Source organism: Arcicella rigui, from assembly GCF_034929435.1.
In the GTDB taxonomy this organism is placed as follows: domain Bacteria; phylum Bacteroidota; class Bacteroidia; order Cytophagales; family Spirosomataceae; genus Arcicella; species Arcicella rigui.
The window spans coordinates 33,878-49,587 of sequence record NZ_JAYFUM010000008.1; the positions used below are offsets into that span (position 1 = coordinate 33,878).

Annotated in this window: 18 protein-coding genes; 8 read left to right on the forward strand and 10 right to left on the reverse strand. The window is 36.0% G+C overall.

What is annotated here, in order from left to right; all coding sequences use genetic code 11:
• Positions 1-52: 52 nt before the first annotated feature.
• Positions 53-1,069, forward strand: a complete 1,017-nt coding sequence (locus VB248_RS07685) for an SDR family NAD(P)-dependent oxidoreductase (protein WP_323296172.1) — start codon at positions 53-55, stop codon at positions 1,067-1,069.
• Positions 1,070-1,255: 186 nt separating this feature from the next.
• Positions 1,256-2,662, forward strand: coding sequence for a tetratricopeptide repeat protein (locus VB248_RS07690; protein ID WP_323296173.1), 1,407 nt, complete (start codon positions 1,256-1,258; stop codon positions 2,660-2,662).
• Positions 2,663-2,737: 75 nt separating this feature from the next.
• Here the strand turns inward: VB248_RS07690 and VB248_RS07695 are convergent, their stop codons facing one another.
• The 6 genes from VB248_RS07695 to sufC form a co-directional block, all read right to left on the reverse strand.
• Entirely contained in the window at positions 2,738-3,154 is a 417-nt protein-coding gene (locus VB248_RS07695; RefSeq protein ID WP_323296174.1) for a BrxA/BrxB family bacilliredoxin, read from the reverse strand.
• Positions 3,155-3,282: 128 nt separating this feature from the next.
• The gene (locus tag VB248_RS07700) at positions 3,283-3,594 is read right to left on the reverse strand and encodes a DUF59 domain-containing protein (protein ID WP_323296175.1); all 312 of its coding nucleotides are present in this window, start codon (positions 3,592-3,594) and stop codon (positions 3,283-3,285) included.
• A 24-nt stretch (positions 3,595-3,618) separates the two neighbouring features.
• Positions 3,619-4,041, reverse strand: coding sequence for a SufE family protein (locus VB248_RS07705; protein WP_323296176.1), 423 nt, complete (start codon positions 4,039-4,041; stop codon positions 3,619-3,621).
• Positions 4,042-4,077: 36 nt separating this feature from the next.
• Positions 4,078-5,310, reverse strand: a complete 1,233-nt coding sequence (locus VB248_RS07710) for a cysteine desulfurase (RefSeq protein WP_323296177.1) — start codon at positions 5,308-5,310, stop codon at positions 4,078-4,080.
• A gap of 40 nt (positions 5,311-5,350) precedes the next feature.
• Positions 5,351-6,667 carry a Fe-S cluster assembly protein SufD gene (gene sufD / locus VB248_RS07715; protein WP_323296178.1) on the reverse strand — a complete coding sequence of 439 codons (1,317 nt, stop codon included), beginning with the start codon at positions 6,665-6,667 and terminating at the stop codon, positions 5,351-5,353.
• A 60-nt stretch (positions 6,668-6,727) separates the two neighbouring features.
• A complete protein-coding gene (gene sufC, locus VB248_RS07720; protein ID WP_323296179.1) occupies positions 6,728-7,504 on the reverse strand; it encodes a Fe-S cluster assembly ATPase SufC in 777 nt (258 codons plus the stop codon).
• Between the two features lie 477 nt (positions 7,505-7,981).
• Here sufC and VB248_RS07725 point away from each other — a divergent pair, with 477 nt between their 5' ends.
• The 3 genes from VB248_RS07725 to VB248_RS07735 all read left to right on the forward strand — a co-directional run bounded on the left by VB248_RS07725 (position 7,982) and on the right by VB248_RS07735 (position 10,804).
• Positions 7,982-9,421 (forward strand): arginine deiminase family protein, encoded by a 1,440-nt coding sequence (locus VB248_RS07725; RefSeq protein WP_323296180.1) that lies wholly within the window; start codon positions 7,982-7,984, stop codon positions 9,419-9,421.
• 23 nt (positions 9,422-9,444) lie between these two features.
• Positions 9,445-10,374: a citrulline utilization hydrolase CtlX gene (ctlX, locus tag VB248_RS07730; protein ID WP_323296181.1), complete on the forward strand. Its 930-nt coding sequence runs from the start codon at positions 9,445-9,447 to the stop codon at positions 10,372-10,374.
• A gap of 103 nt (positions 10,375-10,477) precedes the next feature.
• Positions 10,478-10,804, forward strand: a complete 327-nt coding sequence (locus VB248_RS07735; RefSeq protein WP_323296390.1) for a HesB/IscA family protein — start codon at positions 10,478-10,480, stop codon at positions 10,802-10,804.
• Here the strand turns inward: VB248_RS07735 and VB248_RS07740 are convergent.
• Positions 10,801-11,253, reverse strand: a complete 453-nt coding sequence (locus VB248_RS07740; RefSeq protein WP_323296182.1) for a hypothetical protein — start codon at positions 11,251-11,253, stop codon at positions 10,801-10,803. The two genes, VB248_RS07735 and VB248_RS07740, sit on opposite strands and share 4 nt — an antisense overlap.
• Positions 11,250-11,810 (reverse strand): Panacea domain-containing protein, encoded by a 561-nt coding sequence (locus VB248_RS07745; protein WP_323296183.1) that lies wholly within the window; start codon positions 11,808-11,810, stop codon positions 11,250-11,252. The genes VB248_RS07740 and VB248_RS07745 overlap by 4 nt, the downstream gene beginning before the upstream one ends.
• A gap of 194 nt (positions 11,811-12,004) precedes the next feature.
• On the opposite strand from VB248_RS07745, the gene VB248_RS07750 reads away from it, so the two are divergent.
• A complete protein-coding gene (locus VB248_RS07750) occupies positions 12,005-13,006 on the forward strand; it encodes a 3-oxoacyl-ACP synthase III family protein (protein ID WP_323296184.1) in 1,002 nt (333 codons plus the stop codon).
• Between the two features lie 60 nt (positions 13,007-13,066).
• Here the strand turns inward: VB248_RS07750 and VB248_RS07755 are convergent, their stop codons facing one another.
• Both VB248_RS07755 and VB248_RS07760 read right to left on the reverse strand, forming a co-directional pair.
• Positions 13,067-13,393: a DUF3276 family protein gene (locus VB248_RS07755; protein ID WP_323296185.1), complete on the reverse strand. Its 327-nt coding sequence runs from the start codon at positions 13,391-13,393 to the stop codon at positions 13,067-13,069.
• Positions 13,394-13,566: 173 nt separating this feature from the next.
• Positions 13,567-13,962 (reverse strand): Hsp20/alpha crystallin family protein, encoded by a 396-nt coding sequence (locus VB248_RS07760; RefSeq protein ID WP_323296186.1) that lies wholly within the window; start codon positions 13,960-13,962, stop codon positions 13,567-13,569.
• Between the two features lie 244 nt (positions 13,963-14,206).
• Between VB248_RS07760 and VB248_RS07765 the strand changes: the two genes are divergently transcribed.
• A complete protein-coding gene (locus VB248_RS07765) occupies positions 14,207-14,500 on the forward strand; it encodes a hypothetical protein (RefSeq protein WP_323296187.1) in 294 nt (97 codons plus the stop codon).
• A gap of 85 nt (positions 14,501-14,585) precedes the next feature.
• Positions 14,586-15,539 (forward strand): methylenetetrahydrofolate reductase [NAD(P)H], encoded by a 954-nt coding sequence (gene metF, locus VB248_RS07770; RefSeq protein ID WP_323296188.1) that lies wholly within the window; start codon positions 14,586-14,588, stop codon positions 15,537-15,539.
• Positions 15,540-15,710: the final 171 nt, after the last annotated feature.

Genomic DNA, 15,710 nt, shown 5'->3' on the forward strand with positions numbered 1-15,710 from the left:
ATTTACCTTTGTAGTTACAAATGTACGTGAATGTTTCTATGTTAAAATTATTGTGATTCAAGAACCCAAAAATATCCTTATCACTGGCATTACTGGCTTGGTGGGAAGTTTTGTAGCCAAACGTTTTTTAAAAGCTGGCTATCAAGTAATTGGACTAAAAAGAAATAACAGCGACATGTCGCTGATTGAAGATATTCAGTCACAAATCTTATGGCACGAAGCCGATGTACTGGATGTATTGGCTTTAGAAAAAATCATCGCAGAGGTTGATTGGGTGGTGCATACCGCAGCAATTGTATCATTTGCCCCAAAAGACCGTGACTTGATGTTTAAAACTAATATCGAAGGTACAGCCAATGTCGTCAACAGTTGTTTATCACAAAACGTAAAAAAATTATGTTTTGTAAGTTCCGTCGCAGCTTTGGGTAGAAAAGTTCCAGATGAAAATGCGGTAAAAGCTGTGATAGAAATCGACGAAAAAGCTACTTGGGAAGAAAGTCCCCTTAATTCAAATTATGCAAAATCGAAGTATTTGGCAGAAATGGAAGTATGGCGTGGGTTTTCAGAAGGCTTAAATTGTGTGATTGTCAATCCTTCACTCATTCTTGGCGAAGCAAATTGGAACAAAAGTAGTACACAATTGTTCAGATATGCTAACGAAGAACATCGCTATTACCCGAACGGAACATTGAATTACGTTGATATTGAAGATGTAGCTGAAAGTATTTTTCAATTGATGCGTTCGGATATTTCTGGCGAAAGATTTATCCTCAATGCCGGAAGTATAACTTACAAAGATTTTTTTGAGAAGACGGCTTTGTTGTTGGGAAAAAAAGCTCCAAAAAAATCTATCAGTAAAATGCTTACTGCTATTCTTTGGCGAGTAGAAGCCCTGAAAAGTAAGTTTACGGGAAATGCACCCTTACTTACAAAAGAAACTGCTATTTCAGCGAATCATCATTTCTTTTATAAAAACCAAAAACTAAAAAATAGCATTGGTTTTTCTTTTAAAAATTTGGATGAAAGCCTTGAACGTATTTGTAGTAAGCTCAAGGAAAAGTACAATTAGCTTTAAAATAATATTTAGAAAATTCCTTGCTTTGATTGAATATTAAGCAAGGAATTAAGGGATGTTGGAAAATTAAAAGTTTTTTTTTATCTTAGCAATAAGAGAGTCAGGCATTGAAATTGATTTTTTAATTTCAAATGATTAATTACCAACCACAGTAAACATCACCTCACCCCCCTACAATCAATGATGGAACAAGATTTTGAAGACCGCCAAGAGGACACACTACATTCAGTGAGGCGTTTTGAGTCTATGCTCAAACGTAGGGAAAACTCATTTTTCGACCTTGATACCTACGAACTCATCGTAGAGCATTATATGGAAGAAGGGAAAATAGACGATGCCATGCAAGCCTGTAATATTGCTCTTGAGCAATATCCTTACTCTTTAGAGCTTATGCTTTGTAAAGCAGAGCTACTTGCTAATCAAGGAAAACACGATGAAGCACTTGAAGTAGTAGAACAAGCTGAACTTTTCAACCCATTTGATAGCGATACCATTTATTTAAAAAGTACTATTTACAATTTAAAAGGTGACTATCAAACAGCCATAGAATTGCTGACTGAAATCTTAGATATTGCCGAAGACCGTGACGAAGTATATTTCCATATTGGCTTGGCATATCAAAGTTGGGGAAAACATCATAATGCCGTAGCAGCTTTTAAACAAGCCATCGAAGCAAACATTAACAATGAAAATGCACTGTATGAATTAGCCAATAGTTTGGATGAAATCGGGAAACTGGAAGAGTCTTTACCTTATTATCAGCAATTTATTGATACTGACCCTTTTTCTGAGAATGCTTGGTACAACATCGGTATTGCTTACTCTAAATTAGGCAAATTTGAAGAAGCAGCGGATGCGTATGAGTATGCCATTGCGATTAACGATAAGTTTTCATCTGCGTATTTCAACTTAGGAAATTCGTATATGAATTTGAGTAATTGGGCAAAAGCAGAAGAAAATTACCGTTATTGTCTTGAACACGAAGATATTAGTCCAGAAGTGTATTGTTGCCTCGGAGCAAGTATTGAACGCCAAGAACGTTTTTCTGAAGCTATTCACTACTACAAGTACGCCATTCAGCTTGACCCTAATTGGGACGACGGTTATTTCGGTGTTGGGATTTGTTTATGCGAAATGAAACGTTGGATTGAAGCCATTCATTTCATTAAAAAAGCCATGAGCTTTGATGATAAGAATGCTTATTATTGGTTGGCTTTGGCGGATGCAGAAACTAATTTAGGTAACATCACTACTGGAATGGAAGCCTATCAAAAATCTGCTGAACTTGAACCAATTAATCCAGAAGCGTGGATAAAATGGTCAGCTTTGGTGCATGAACAAGGAGATTATACTTTGGCAGCAGAATTGATGATTTCGGCCATTGATATTATGCCAGAAGAAGCAGAATTGTATTACAGAGCTTCTATTTATTTAATCAAAGCAGGAAAGTTTCAAGAAGCATTTAATTATTTAGAAACGGCTTTGGTATTAAGCTACGAAGGACATGAATTGATGTTTGAGTACTTTAAAAATCTGGAAACACAGAAAACGATTTATCGAATTATCGAGCAATACAAGAAAAAATAAACAAAGATTTTTCATAAAAAAAGGCTTTTAGAATCAGATTCTAAAAGCCTTTTTTTATGAAAAAATTAAAAAGAATTAAGCACAGAATTCTTCAAAAACCATTTCTAAGTGACCAGCAATCATTTCAGCCGAACGACCTTCGATATGATGACGCTCTACAAAATGAACCAATTCACCGTCTTTGAACAAAGCTACTGATGGCGATGATGGAGGATAAGGTAAGTGATATTCACGAACTTTTTGAGTAGCCTCTTGGTCAACACCAGCAAAAACAGTTACTAAATGTTCTGGTTTTTTAACTGAATTCCAAACAGCTTCTTTTACACCTGGACGAGCAGTACGAGCTGAACATCCACAAACTGAGTTGATAAACACTAAAGTAGTACCTTTTTCAGCTAATACTTCATCAACTTCTGATGCCGTTTTTAATTCTTTGAATCCTCCTTCTACGATGTCTGCACGCATTGGAGCTACTAAATATTCTGGATACATAAATATAAAGTTTGAAATTTGAAAAATAGTCTATTTGAAAATTGTTCTTCAAAGAAACATTTCAAATATGGGTATGCTAAATAAAAAAGGTTTGAATAAACATTTATCAAACCATTAACGAAACACGCTTACATGAAACCAAGTTCCAATTTGGCTACTTCCGACATCATGTCTTGAGAATACGGTGGGTCGAAAGTTAGTTCAACACTCACATCACTTACGCCTTCAATTTCACGAACTTTTTGCTCAATCTCCACAGGAATTGCTTCTGCCGATGGACAAGAAGGCGAAGTAAGCGTCATTAAAATATAAACATTATTGACAGGAAATATCTTGATGTCATAAATCAATCCCAACTCATATACATCCACAGGAATTTCTGGGTCATAAACGCCTTTGAGAGCCTTGATTACTTCTTCTTTTAATTCTTCTTCTGACATGGTTATTTCAGGATTAGTTTTCAATTAAGACGCTTTCAGAGTATAAGCGATAGCGTAATTTTTCATTTGTTTCACCATTGAAGCTAAACCATTTGAACGTGTTTGAGCCAAATGTGAAGTCATGCCTATTTTATCAATAAAATACAAATCAGCTTCGGAGATTTCAGCAGGCGTGTGATTTGAAAGTACTCTAATAAGCATATTCACCAAACCTTTTACGATAATCGCTTCTGAATCTGCCTCAAAAATCAATTTGCCGTTTTCTTCCCGAGCATTCAACCAAACTCTACTTTGGCAACCTTTGATGATATTATCTTCGGTTTTTTGCTCTTCGGGTAAACCTTTTAATTTTTTACCTAAATCAATGATGTATTCGTACTTATCTGCCCAGTCGTCAAAAAGTTCAAATTCTTCAATGATTTCGTCTTGTGTTTCGTTGATTGTCATAAATTCTTCTAAAATTCTGAAAATGTATTGTGATACTTACAATAACATTTTTCTTACTCTGTGAAGTCCAGCAACTAATCTATCTATCTCTTCAGTTGTATTATAAACCGCAAATGAAGCTCTGGAAGTTCCTAAAAGATTAAACCTTTTCATCAAAGGCTGAGTACAGTGATGTCCCGTTCTTACAGCAATTCCTTGGTTATCAAGCAAAACACCAATATCTTGATGATGAATACCGTCAATCACAAAGCTTACAACTGATACTTTCTTTTCTGCCTGACCAATGATTCTTAATCCTTGAATCTCAGATAATTTTTCGGTAGCATAAGCCAAAAGCATATCTTCGTATGCCGCAATATTCTCACGACCTAAAGAATCTGAGTATGCTAAAGCGGTTTTCAAAGCCACAACGTCAGCAATATTGGGTGTTCCAGCTTCAAACTTATAAGGCAATTCGTTGTAAGTAGTTTTTTCAAAACTTACTTCCTTAATCATTTCACCGCCTCCCATGTACGGAGGCATGGCATTTAAAAGGTCTTTTTTTCCGTACAAAGCACCCATTCCTGTTGGGCCGTACAATTTATGAGCTGAAAAAGCATAAAAATCAGCATCCAAATCTTGAACATCAATCTTGAAATGAGAAGTAGCCTGAGCTCCATCAATCAACACTTTTGCTCCGTACTCATGTGCCATCGCAATGATTTGCTTCACTGGATTGATTGTTCCTAATGAATTAGAAACATGGTTGAGTGTTACTAATTTTACTTTCTCAGAAAGTAATTTTTCGTAAGCATCCAAATCCAATTCGCCTAAATCAGTAACCGGAATTACTTTTAAAATAGCTCCTTTTTCTTCACAAAGCATTTGCCACGGCACAATGTTGGAATGGTGTTCCATGCCCGACACAATAATTTCGTCACCTTCTTTGATAAATTTTCTACCAAAAGTACTCGCTACTAAATTGATGCCTTGTGTTGTTCCAGAAGTAAAAATGATTTCTTCGGTAGAAGAAGCTCCTAAAAAATCACGAACGGCTTCTCTGGACGCTTCAAAATCACGAGTAGCCCTTTCCGCCAAAGTATGAATACCTCGGTGAATATTGGCATTATCAAAGTTATAATAATGAGCAATGGCTTCGATTACCGCTGTTGGCTTTTGCGTAGTAGCGGCGTTATCAAAGTAAACTAATTTTTTTCCATTGATACTTTGGTCAAGGATAGGGAAATCAGCTCTTATTTTCTCTATGTCTAAAATTTCGGTCGTTGTCATTTTGCCAATGGTGCATTATTTGAAACTGTCATTTCAAGGCTTAACCTTGATAAATCTTATCTATAATCAATTCCTGCAAATACTCTTTGATAGCAGGAATTTCCATTTTATCAATCACTTCTTGAGCGAAAGCCAACATCAACAAAGCTCTTGCTGAGTCTTTTGAAATACCACGTGCTTGCATGTAAAACAAAGCATCTTCGTTCAATTGACCAGTGGTTGTACCATGCGAACATTTTACATCATCTGCCCAAATTTCCAATTGTGGCTTTGTATTCATTGAAGCGTTTTCAGACATCAATACGTTTTTACAAGACTGAAACGCATTGGTTTTCTGTGCATCTTCACGAACGAAAATCTTTCCGTTGAATACGCCCACAGAACTATCTTTCAAAATTCCTTTGTATAATTCATTAGAATTTGAATTTGGTTTTGCGTGGTCAACAGAAGTATGATTGTCGATATGCTGTTTGCCATTTGGAATGTACAAACCAAACATATTCGCTTCTGCGTACTCGCCGTCAATTTTAATATTGAGGTTATTTCTTACAAAACCGCCATTTGCTGTAATTGTATTCGCCGTAAAAACAGATTTGCCAGCTTGATAAACCGAAGTTGTACCAATGTGATAAGCTTTATCTGATTCGTTTTGTACTTTATAATAATGTACGTTCGCTTCTTCTTCAACCACAAATTCAGTAACAGCATTGGTGAAAGAAGTATTTTCGCCCAATGAACGGAAAGCTTCTGCAATCTGTACTTCAGAACGCTTACCAACTACAATCAAATTACGGGGTTGTGCGGCTACATTTACCTTACGTGCATCTGCAATAAAACGTAAAATAATCGGCTGTGCTACTACTTTATTCGCTGGCACATTTACCACAATACCGTGATGTGCAAAAGCTGTATTTAAAGCTGTAAAAGCATTATTGGCTGAATCAACGAATTTATTGAAATACTTTTCTACCAAAGCAGGTTCTTGTTTCACGGCTTCGGCAAAAGTAAAAATTTGTAATTCAGAAGATGGACTAACAATGGTTGAAAGCTCAGGATTGTAAACGCCATTCACAAAATAAAGGATATTGCCTTCAAGATTGGGAATCGCAGCAGCCTCAACATCTTTTGCCGAAAAATCAGAAACAGCATTAAATTCAAACGATTGGTTTACTAAATTCTTTACGTTTGAATATTTCCATTCTTCGTGTTTTATAGTCGGAAAGCCTAATGTTTCAAAAGTTTTCAATGCTTCCTGACGTACTTGATGCACAGCAGATTTTGCTTCGCCATTCATGCGTCCTTCTATCGCCTGAAAATCTGAAATCAATTGGGCTTTTAATGAATTTTTATTATCCATGATAAATTTGATATTGTTGTGGTAGCCGAAAACGACTACTCACCAAAAATCTTCTTACAATTAAGCAACGGTTTCGCCTAATTCTTTTGCATCTACTTCGGCCTTAATCCAGTCATAACCTCTTTCTTCCAACTCCAAAGCCAATTCTTTTGTACCAGATTTCACAATACGACCTTTGTACAAAACGTGTACAAAATCAGGAACGATGTAATCTAACAAACGCTGATAGTGCGTAACTACAATCACAGCATTATCTGGAGACTTCAATTTGTTCACACCTTCTGCCACAATACGCAAAGCATCAATGTCAAGTCCTGAGTCAGTTTCATCCAAAATAGCTAATTTTGGTTCAAGTACCGCCATTTGGAAGATTTCGTTTTTCTTCTTTTCACCACCCGAAAAACCTTCGTTTAAAGCACGGTTTAAAAGTGATTGGTCGATATTTACATAAGCCATTTTTTGCTTAAACATTTTCAAGAACTGAACAGCATCCATTGGTTCTTCACCACGATACTTGCGGATTTCGTTTACAGCAGTCTTCAAAAAATTAGTTGTTGAAACTCCTGGAATTTCAACTGGATATTGGAATGCCAAGAAAACGCCTTCTGCTGCACGCTCTTCGGCAGCCAATTCTAATAAATCTGTTCCGTTAAAATCAACACTTCCGCCAGTCACTTCGTAGTCTTCACGTCCTGCCAACACAGAAGCCAAAGTACTTTTTCCAGAACCGTTCGGTCCCATGATTGCGTGTACTTCTCCTGCTTTTACTTCAAGATTAATTCCTCTGAGGATTTGCTTTTCCCCGATTTTCGCCTGTAAATTGTCTATTTTGAGCATTGTATCTATTAATTTCTAAACCTTGTAAGATGATATTTTTCAACGAACTCATTTTATCGAAAAAATCAATATCAATCCTAAATCATGTTACAAAATTAAATATTGTATGGTTGAAATACTATACTTTATTTAGAACAACTCTAAGTAAGGCGAAAAAGTTTGTGAAAAAGTATATTTTTCGGGGTTTCGAGCTTAAAAAAATCATTAAATTTTACAAAAACATTTTTAAACGTTCCTTTTATCAATCAAAATCATGTCAAAAATCAATTCCATCTATAAGCTTTTTTTATGTTGATTTAATACGCTGATACTTTCAAAAATTCTTCGTAGATTTTTCGGCTAAAAAAATATTTTTCAGCAAAAACCGAGTTTAAATTGAATAGGGCATGATTTAAAAATTACTTTTCAAAGTGGGCTTGACAATGGAAAAAAATAATGAGTACTTGCGAAAAATCTGAATTTTCATCAATATTTTTTATGGAAAATTTAATCAAAGTTTCTTCGGAAGTTGGCACACTTCGACGTTTACTCATCCACAGTCCAGACAGTGGTTTGGGCAAAGTTGTACCTTCAAAAGCCCAAGACTGGCTTTTTGAAGACATTGTTCACTTAGACACGATGCGTCGTCAAGAATATGATTATTACGTAAAAACATTACTCTATTTCCTCGACCCCGACAAAATCAAAAGTAAATTAGCGGCAATAGATGCCGATCCACAACGCAATTTCTTTAAACCTGACAATCCTGAGTACTTTAATTCCGACAAAGTAATTGAGCTTCAAAAATTATTATCAGACATTTTAGAAAATGATTTGGTAAGAATGAAACTTGTAGCGGCAGCTTGTGCCATCGAAAAAGAATGGTACAGTACGCACGATGAATTGTTCAACCTCCCTCCTATCGAATTGGCGAAAACATTGATTTCGGGAAGTACTCCTTCGGGTGAAATGCTTTTCCCACCAATTCCGAATTTTATTTTTACTCGTGATATTGGCATTACCATCAACGACCATATTTTGCTAAACCGTCCCAAAAAACAAGCTCGTACTCGTGAGGCACTTTTGGTTCAATATATCTTTTTCAATCATCCAATTTTCGAATCAGTTCGTCAAAATTTGATTGAAATTCCCGACAATGAAACACTTTTCTTGTTGCCAGAATACGAAGCCAACGAAGCCCAAACGACTTTGGAAGGTGGCGACGTAATGATGGTAGCAAAAAACCATTTATTAATAGGTATTTCTGAAAGAACCACGGTAAATGCAGCCAAACAAGTAATTAAGATTTTATTCCAGAAAAAAGTAGTGGATAAAATTACGTTGGTGAAAATTCCGAACAAGCGTGATTATATGCACATCGACACCGTTTTTACGCAAGTAAAACGTGATACTTGGGTACTGTTAGGTTCTCTGGCGAAGTCTCAGCTAAAAGCCGAAGACCAAGTATTGATTAAAGCAGGTTTACTTCCCTCGAAAAAAGCCGAAGAAGTACACATTGTACAGTTTCGTCGTGGGCAAGAACACGAACCCCGTGAAGTAGAAAGTTTGGAAGCTTTATTAAGAGAAATTTCTATTCACGATCTCGGCTGTAATCCGCTTGATGTGAAATTTATTTATTCGGGAAATAATGAATTTCCTTATGGAGCAAGAGAACAATGGACAGATTCGTGTAATCTCTTGGCAGTAAAAGAAGGCGTGGTAATCGGCTATGATAGAAACGACAAAACCCTTGACGCTTTCAGAGAAATGGGCTACGAAACCATCAGAATGCAAGATTTATTGAATGATTTTGAAACGGGCAAACGTTCGCCAGAAACCATTAACAATACTTTTATCATGCTTCCTTCTGCTGAATTATCACGAGCAAGAGGTGGTTCGCACTGTATGTCGATGCCAATTTTAAGAAGTGGTTTTTAACAAAAATTTCATCACTTTCATTTATGCAATATCAGACTACTTCTCATATTTTAATGATTCGCCCTGTTCGTTTTGGATTTAATGAACAAACGGCTGTTTCAAATGCTTTTCAAAACCAAGCTTTTGGGCAAGAAACGCAAGCGACTTCTCAGCAGATTGCTTTACAAGAATTTGACCAGATGGTTGAAGAGTTAAGAAAAGCAGGTGTGGATATTATTGTGGTAGAAGATACCGAAAATCCGCATACGCCAGATTCAATTTTTCCAAACAACTGGGTTTCATTTCATAGCGACGGAACGGTAATTCTGTACCCAATGCAAGCAGAAAATCGCCGTTTAGAACGTCGTGAGGACATTATTGAAAAACTGGCTGAAAGATTTGCAGTAAAACAAACCGTTGATTTGTCTGTTTTTGAACAAGAAGAAAAGTATTTAGAAGGTACTGGTTCTATGGTTTTGGATAGAATCAACAAAATTGCTTATGCTTGTTTAGCTCCACGCACCCATACAGAAGTACTTGAGGCTTTTGCCCAAAAAAGCGGTTATGAAATTGTATCATTCGACGCAGTGGATGGCAATGGTAAACAGATTTATCATACCAATGTATTGATGTGTGTAGGCAGAAAATTTTCTGTTATTTGTCTCGAAGCCATTCCCAATGCAGAGCAACGCTTGAAAGTAAAAAATTCATTAGAAAGTCATGGCAAAACAGTAATTGAAATCAGCTTGGCACAAATGAATCAATTTGCAGGCAATATGTTGGAAGTACAAAATCAGCGTGGAGAAAATATCTTGGTGATGTCGAGTGCTGCTTTTAATTCACTGAATGAAGTACAACTTCAAGCTTTAGAAAATTTCTGTACCATTCGCCATTTCGACCTTTCGATGATTGAAGGAAACGGCGGAGGCTCGGCACGTTGTATGATGGCAGAAGTACATTTGCCCTTGAAATAGGAAAATATTCTTTATAGCTGCGGTACAGCTACTCAATACTATGAACTTTTGGCGTATTTTTGCCGTTAGAAAATATAAAACAGCATCAAATTTCAATAAAGATATGGTAACGATAACAGAAATAGCAGCAAATAAAATTATAGAATTACGTCAGAAAGAAGGTCTTACAAGTGATTTCAACGTTCGTGTGGCTGTTGAAGGAGGCGGATGCTCAGGCTTGATGTACAATCTTGATTTTGCTTCACAACCTCAGCCGACTGACATGGTTTTTGAAGACAAAGGCGTAAAAATCATGGTTGACAAAAAGTCAATTTTATACTTAGCAGGTACAGAGCTTGATTTCTCAGATGGTTTGAATGGCAAAGGTTTTCAGTTTAAAAACCCTAATGCCACTCGTACTTGTGGCTGTGGAGAAAGTTTTGCGGTTTAGAAACCAAATTTTCTCTTCTGTTTAGAAGAAATTGTTTTAGCATTTGAAATAGTCTCAGAGATAACTTTCATAGTTGTTTCTGAGACTATTCCTTTTAAACACTCTGAGTCTTTTGAAAGAAGTTGTTTAATTTCTTCATAACTTCTTTCTTGAATTTTTGAACAATCAATAAATGAATCATGGTCAATGAATTCATGACTCTTGGCGTCAATTGGTATATGAAGACTTTTCAAATCCTCTGTTTTGAATATATTCGGATTAATTTCTGAATTAATGAAAACCGTTCCGAGTAAAACTTTATCATTTGAAAAACCTATAATGATAAATCGTTTAATTTTAGGTGGTTTAGCGTCCTTAACGAATACTCTGATAATTGCACCTTTTTGAACATTTCTTTCCGCAAAATCATCTCGGTAGGACTGCGGAAAGAAGTCACTTAAATCCGTCATACAAAAGATAGATTTTCATTTTCTACTAAAACAGAAATATATTGAAGCATTTCTTTACTCGCTCCACCCGATTCTGCAATATCCAAAATATCCATTTCGTCATTCATGTTAGCTCTATTCCAAGCTAAATCATGTGATTTTTCCGACAATTCGTTGAAAGACAAATCTTTATTTTCATTCAAAGACTTATCCAGACACTCCTGTTCTGATGCCGAAAAATCTTCTACGTCAGGTTCAACTTTAGCAATAATGATATTGTCAGGTTTTACTTCAAAATAATCAGAAAAGCTAATATTGTTATTCACAACACCATCAATTATTTTACCGATTCCACTTCTTATGTTACCTAATTCAGCATAAATTGTAGAAGGTACAGGCCCATGCTTCATGGCAATATAGCTATCCCCAACAATTGGACGACCAAATCGAGCTAAGTGTTCTTTTTCAGCAAAATATAAAACCTTGAATACACGCAAAAAATCAGCCTTTTCCAAGTTTTTAGTAATGTACAACAACACCGAAGTACATTTTTCTCTATCAAATTTGAATTGTTGCATCTTTTTATTCTTTGTTCGAAGCAAATTTAAAAGAAAAATAGATAATATTTTATTTCTAAGAATTTAACAATCAATAAGAATGTATAATTCAAGTACAGCTTTCTTTTAACTTTTATAGCTTGAGATAGTTTCTTAAAATAATCTAACAATTTCATTAAAAGTCATAATTTTGTGTGATTTTTAAAATATCAATTATGACTTACTCAAGAATTGCGGGCATCGGGCATTATGTGCCTGAGAACATCATCAACAATCAATACTTAGAGACACTTATGGATACTTCGGATGCTTGGATTACCGAGCGAACGGGTATCAAAGAACGTCGCTACTTTACTTATGGCAAAGATACCAATGCCTCTATGGCAACAGAAGCTGCCAAAATTGCGATTCAACGAGCCAATACTACTGCTCAAGAAATTGATTTTATCGTTTACGCTACTATTACTCCCGACTACTACTTTCCTGGGCCGGGTTTTATCATGCAAAGAGAATTGGGCATGGCGAATGTGGGCGTTTTAGATATTCGTGACCAGTGTTCGGGTTTTGTATATGCTTTGTCTGTTGCCGACCAATTTATTCGTTCTGGAATGTACAAAAATATTTTGGTGATTGGTTCTGAAATTCAATCTACTTTCTTGAATCAAAGTAATGAAGGCAGAGGAGTCGCTGTTATTTTTGGAGATGGTGCGGGTGCAGTGGTGGTACAAGCTACCGAAGACGAAAACCATAGAATACTTTCAACGCACTTACACGCCGACGGAAAGTATGCAGAAGATTTGTATGTAAAAGACCCGGGAAGTAGCCGTAAAAAAAGATTTTACGATGATTTACTCAACGATAAAAGTACTGGTGAAGTAATTATGAACGGCAATGCGGTTTTCAAACACGCCATTGTGCGTTTTCCTGAAGTAATTAAAGAAGCTTTGGACAAAAATGGATTAGCTCCTACTGATATTGATTTGTTAGTACCACATCAAGCAAATCTCAGAATTTCTGAATATGTACGTCAGCAAATGGGCTTGCCAGAGGAAAAAGTAATGAACAATATCCAAAAATATGGTAATACAACTGCGGCATCCATTCCGATAGCACTTTGCGAAGCTTGGGAAACTGGCAGAGTAAAAGACGGCGATTTGGTTTGCTTGGCAGCTTTTGGTAGTGGATTTACTTGGGGTTCGGCACTGATTCGTTGGTAATGTAGCCAAAAAATAGGCTTACCCGATTGAAATTCGAGTAAGCCTATTTTGAAATGCTGATTAGTCCCATTTCAAGTCACTGCCAAAACCTCCGATACTGTCTTCTTCATCACGATTAAATTGTGAGAAATCAACATCTGGCAATAATTCATGTTTTACATGATCTACGGCTTCTTGAAGTCCTTCAACAAATTTATCAAAATCTTCTTTGTACAAAAACATCTTGTGTTTTTCATAAGCGAAACCATCATCTTTTTGATAGCGGCGACTCTCAGTAATAGTAATGTAATAGTCGTTTGAACGGGTCGATTTCACATCAAAAAAATACGTTCGTTTTCCTGCTCTAATACGTTTTGAAAACAATTCTTCTCTTTCTCTTTCTTCCACTGTGCTATGACAATTTAGGGTTTACGGATTGGTAAAAATAGAAATTTTCTGAATGTTTCAAAAATTTATCCTTAAAAATTATTTATTCTGATTTAATTAATGCTTGATTTCTGAAGAGTTCATAAAAAAGCCCTACCAAAGCGTACTTCGTAGGGCTGATATATAGCTAATTATTATATTTCGACGTCGATGTGTTTTTTGAATTTCTTTCGATAATCATCTATCGGCATCACGATTTTCCATTGCTGGTTGTAGTACTTTGCCGAGATATTCTCAACATCCACAAAGTTAGGTAACATCAATTGTCCTATTGTTTGTGGCACATAGTTTTCGGGTATTTCCTGCTCTGCTTTTTTCAAAACTGGCTGAAGTGTATAAAGCCACAAGCGATTGTTGTCAACATCTACTTTCAGATGGTCGGCTTCCAAGCCCGCTACTTTTACAAATACTTCGTAAGAATCCTCTGTTTGATTTACAGTAATGTTCGGTTCAACTCTTCCACCATTAAGCGTATTACTAAAATCTATATTGGCTAAAATATTTTTCGGAATTTCAATTTTCTTATTCATCATATTTTACGTTTAAAGCTTTTAAATACTTATTTACGGAAAGGTATTTCTGTATTTACAAAAGCTGTACCATTCAGAAAAATATGCCAAAAAGTCTTGAATTGATTTAACATTAAGACAAAACGTCTTGAATCAACATTTCACAAACAAATAAAATGTCACTTTTTTGTGATTTGTTGAATTTTTTCTTCATTAAACTTGGCTTCTTGCGTAACTTTATTGTCTATTCAACCTTGCTTAAACCATGACATACTCAGAATTTAAAGCTTCATTGCAACATCCAGAAGCACCACAGGGTGTACACGAGCTACTGAAAGCTCTTTGGTATGATGCAAATCAAGACTGGGAAGCAGCCCACGAAGTGGCACAGTCGAATGAAGGTTCAAAAAACTACGACCGCCTTCACGCTTATCTTCACAGAAAAGAAGGCGACAACTGGAACGCCCAATATTGGTACACACGTGCGAAAGCAAAAGTATTTATGGGTACACTTCAAGAAGAATGGGAAATGTTGGTAAACCAGTTTTTGGCTCTATGAGTTTTGCCTACCTTTGTTAAAATTTTCAAGAATTTTTCTATTTTCATTTTTACAAAAAACGTTTTGACGTTTTTTAAGATTTAGCATGACAAAAATCACCCAATACATCGAGCAAGCAAAAGGTAAAACCTTATTTTCAATCGAGATTATTCCGCCAGTAAAAGGGGAAAACATTCAATCTTTGATGAGTAATATTGAACCTTTGATGGAATTCAAACCGCCTTTTATTGAGGTAACGTATCACCGTGAAGAGTTTTTAGAAAAAATTGTGAATGGTAAAATTGAAAGAATTCCGATTCGCAAACGACCAGGTACAGTGGGAATCTGTGCCAGTTTGATGAATCGCTTCAAGGTTGATGCCGTGCCACACGTAATTTGTGGCGGATTTACCAAAGAAGAAACCGAAGACTTTTTATTTGATTTACATTATTTAGGCATCGATAACGTACTGGTACTTCGTGGCGACCCAGTGAAAGGAAATGCGGCATTTACGCCAGAAAAAGGTGGTCATGCCTACGCAAGTGAGCTTTTGGAACAAGTAGTAAAAATGAACCAAGGCGTACTTTTGCACGAAGAAACGCAATCTGCCCCAACCAATTTTTGTATCGGGGTAGCGGGTTATCCTGAAAAACATTTTGAAGCTCCCAACTTTAGCACTGATTTTGCTTATTTGAAAAAGAAAGTGGAATTAGGGGCAGACTATATCGTTACCCAAATGTTTTTTGACAACCAAAAGTACTTTGATTTTGTAGCTAAATGCCGTGCGGCAGGGATTACAGTACCGATTATTCCGGGCTTAAAACCTTTAGCAACTAAAAAACAACTGACCGTTTTACCACGAATCTTCCATTTAGATTTACCCGAAGATTTAGTAAAAGCCGTTGAAAGCTGTAAAACAGACAAAGAAGTAAAACAAGTTGGGGTAGAATGGTGCATTGCCCAATGTAAAGAGCTTATGGCTTTTGAAGCTCCAATCTTGCATTTCTATACGATGAGTAAGTCAGAAAGTACTAAGAAAATTGCGGAAGCAATTTTTTAATATTTTGCCTTTTACTTCCTTGTGTGCCATGTATAGCTACACAAGGAAGTATTTTCTTCAAGCCTAATTTCACTTATCAAATTTACAATATTAATAATCTATGAGTTTGAAATACAGCTTATTGATTATTTGGTTAAATTTCCTGCTCTTATCTATATCTATTTTTGCACA

What these genes read in the sequence shown, in the direction of transcription:
- VB248_RS07765 (WP_323296187.1), top strand. Translation starts at nt 14,207, where the DNA reads ATGACATACTCAGAATTTAAAGCTTCATTGCAACATCCAGAAGCACCA.
- VB248_RS07760 (WP_323296186.1), bottom strand. Translation starts at nt 13,962, where the DNA reads ATGAATAAGAAAATTGAAATTCCGAAAAATATTTTAGCCAATATAGAT.
- VB248_RS07735 (WP_323296390.1), top strand. Translation starts at nt 10,478, where the DNA reads ATGGTAACGATAACAGAAATAGCAGCAAATAAAATTATAGAATTACGT.
- VB248_RS07700 (WP_323296175.1), bottom strand. Translation starts at nt 3,594, where the DNA reads ATGTCAGAAGAAGAATTAAAAGAAGAAGTAATCAAGGCTCTCAAAGGC.
- VB248_RS07690 (WP_323296173.1), top strand. Translation starts at nt 1,256, where the DNA reads ATGATGGAACAAGATTTTGAAGACCGCCAAGAGGACACACTACATTCA.
- VB248_RS07705 (WP_323296176.1), bottom strand. Translation starts at nt 4,041, where the DNA reads ATGACAATCAACGAAACACAAGACGAAATCATTGAAGAATTTGAACTT.
- VB248_RS07750 (WP_323296184.1), top strand. Translation starts at nt 12,005, where the DNA reads ATGACTTACTCAAGAATTGCGGGCATCGGGCATTATGTGCCTGAGAAC.
- ctlX (WP_323296181.1), top strand. Translation starts at nt 9,445, where the DNA reads ATGCAATATCAGACTACTTCTCATATTTTAATGATTCGCCCTGTTCGT.
- VB248_RS07695 (WP_323296174.1), bottom strand. Translation starts at nt 3,154, where the DNA reads ATGTATCCAGAATATTTAGTAGCTCCAATGCGTGCAGACATCGTAGAA.
- VB248_RS07745 (WP_323296183.1), bottom strand. Translation starts at nt 11,810, where the DNA reads ATGCAACAATTCAAATTTGATAGAGAAAAATGTACTTCGGTGTTGTTG.
- sufD (WP_323296178.1), bottom strand. Translation starts at nt 6,667, where the DNA reads ATGGATAATAAAAATTCATTAAAAGCCCAATTGATTTCAGATTTTCAG.
- metF (WP_323296188.1), top strand. Translation starts at nt 14,586, where the DNA reads ATGACAAAAATCACCCAATACATCGAGCAAGCAAAAGGTAAAACCTTA.
- VB248_RS07740 (WP_323296182.1), bottom strand. Translation starts at nt 11,253, where the DNA reads ATGACGGATTTAAGTGACTTCTTTCCGCAGTCCTACCGAGATGATTTT.
- VB248_RS07725 (WP_323296180.1), top strand. Translation starts at nt 7,982, where the DNA reads ATGGAAAATTTAATCAAAGTTTCTTCGGAAGTTGGCACACTTCGACGT.
- VB248_RS07710 (WP_323296177.1), bottom strand. Translation starts at nt 5,310, where the DNA reads ATGACAACGACCGAAATTTTAGACATAGAGAAAATAAGAGCTGATTTC.
- sufC (WP_323296179.1), bottom strand. Translation starts at nt 7,504, where the DNA reads ATGCTCAAAATAGACAATTTACAGGCGAAAATCGGGGAAAAGCAAATC.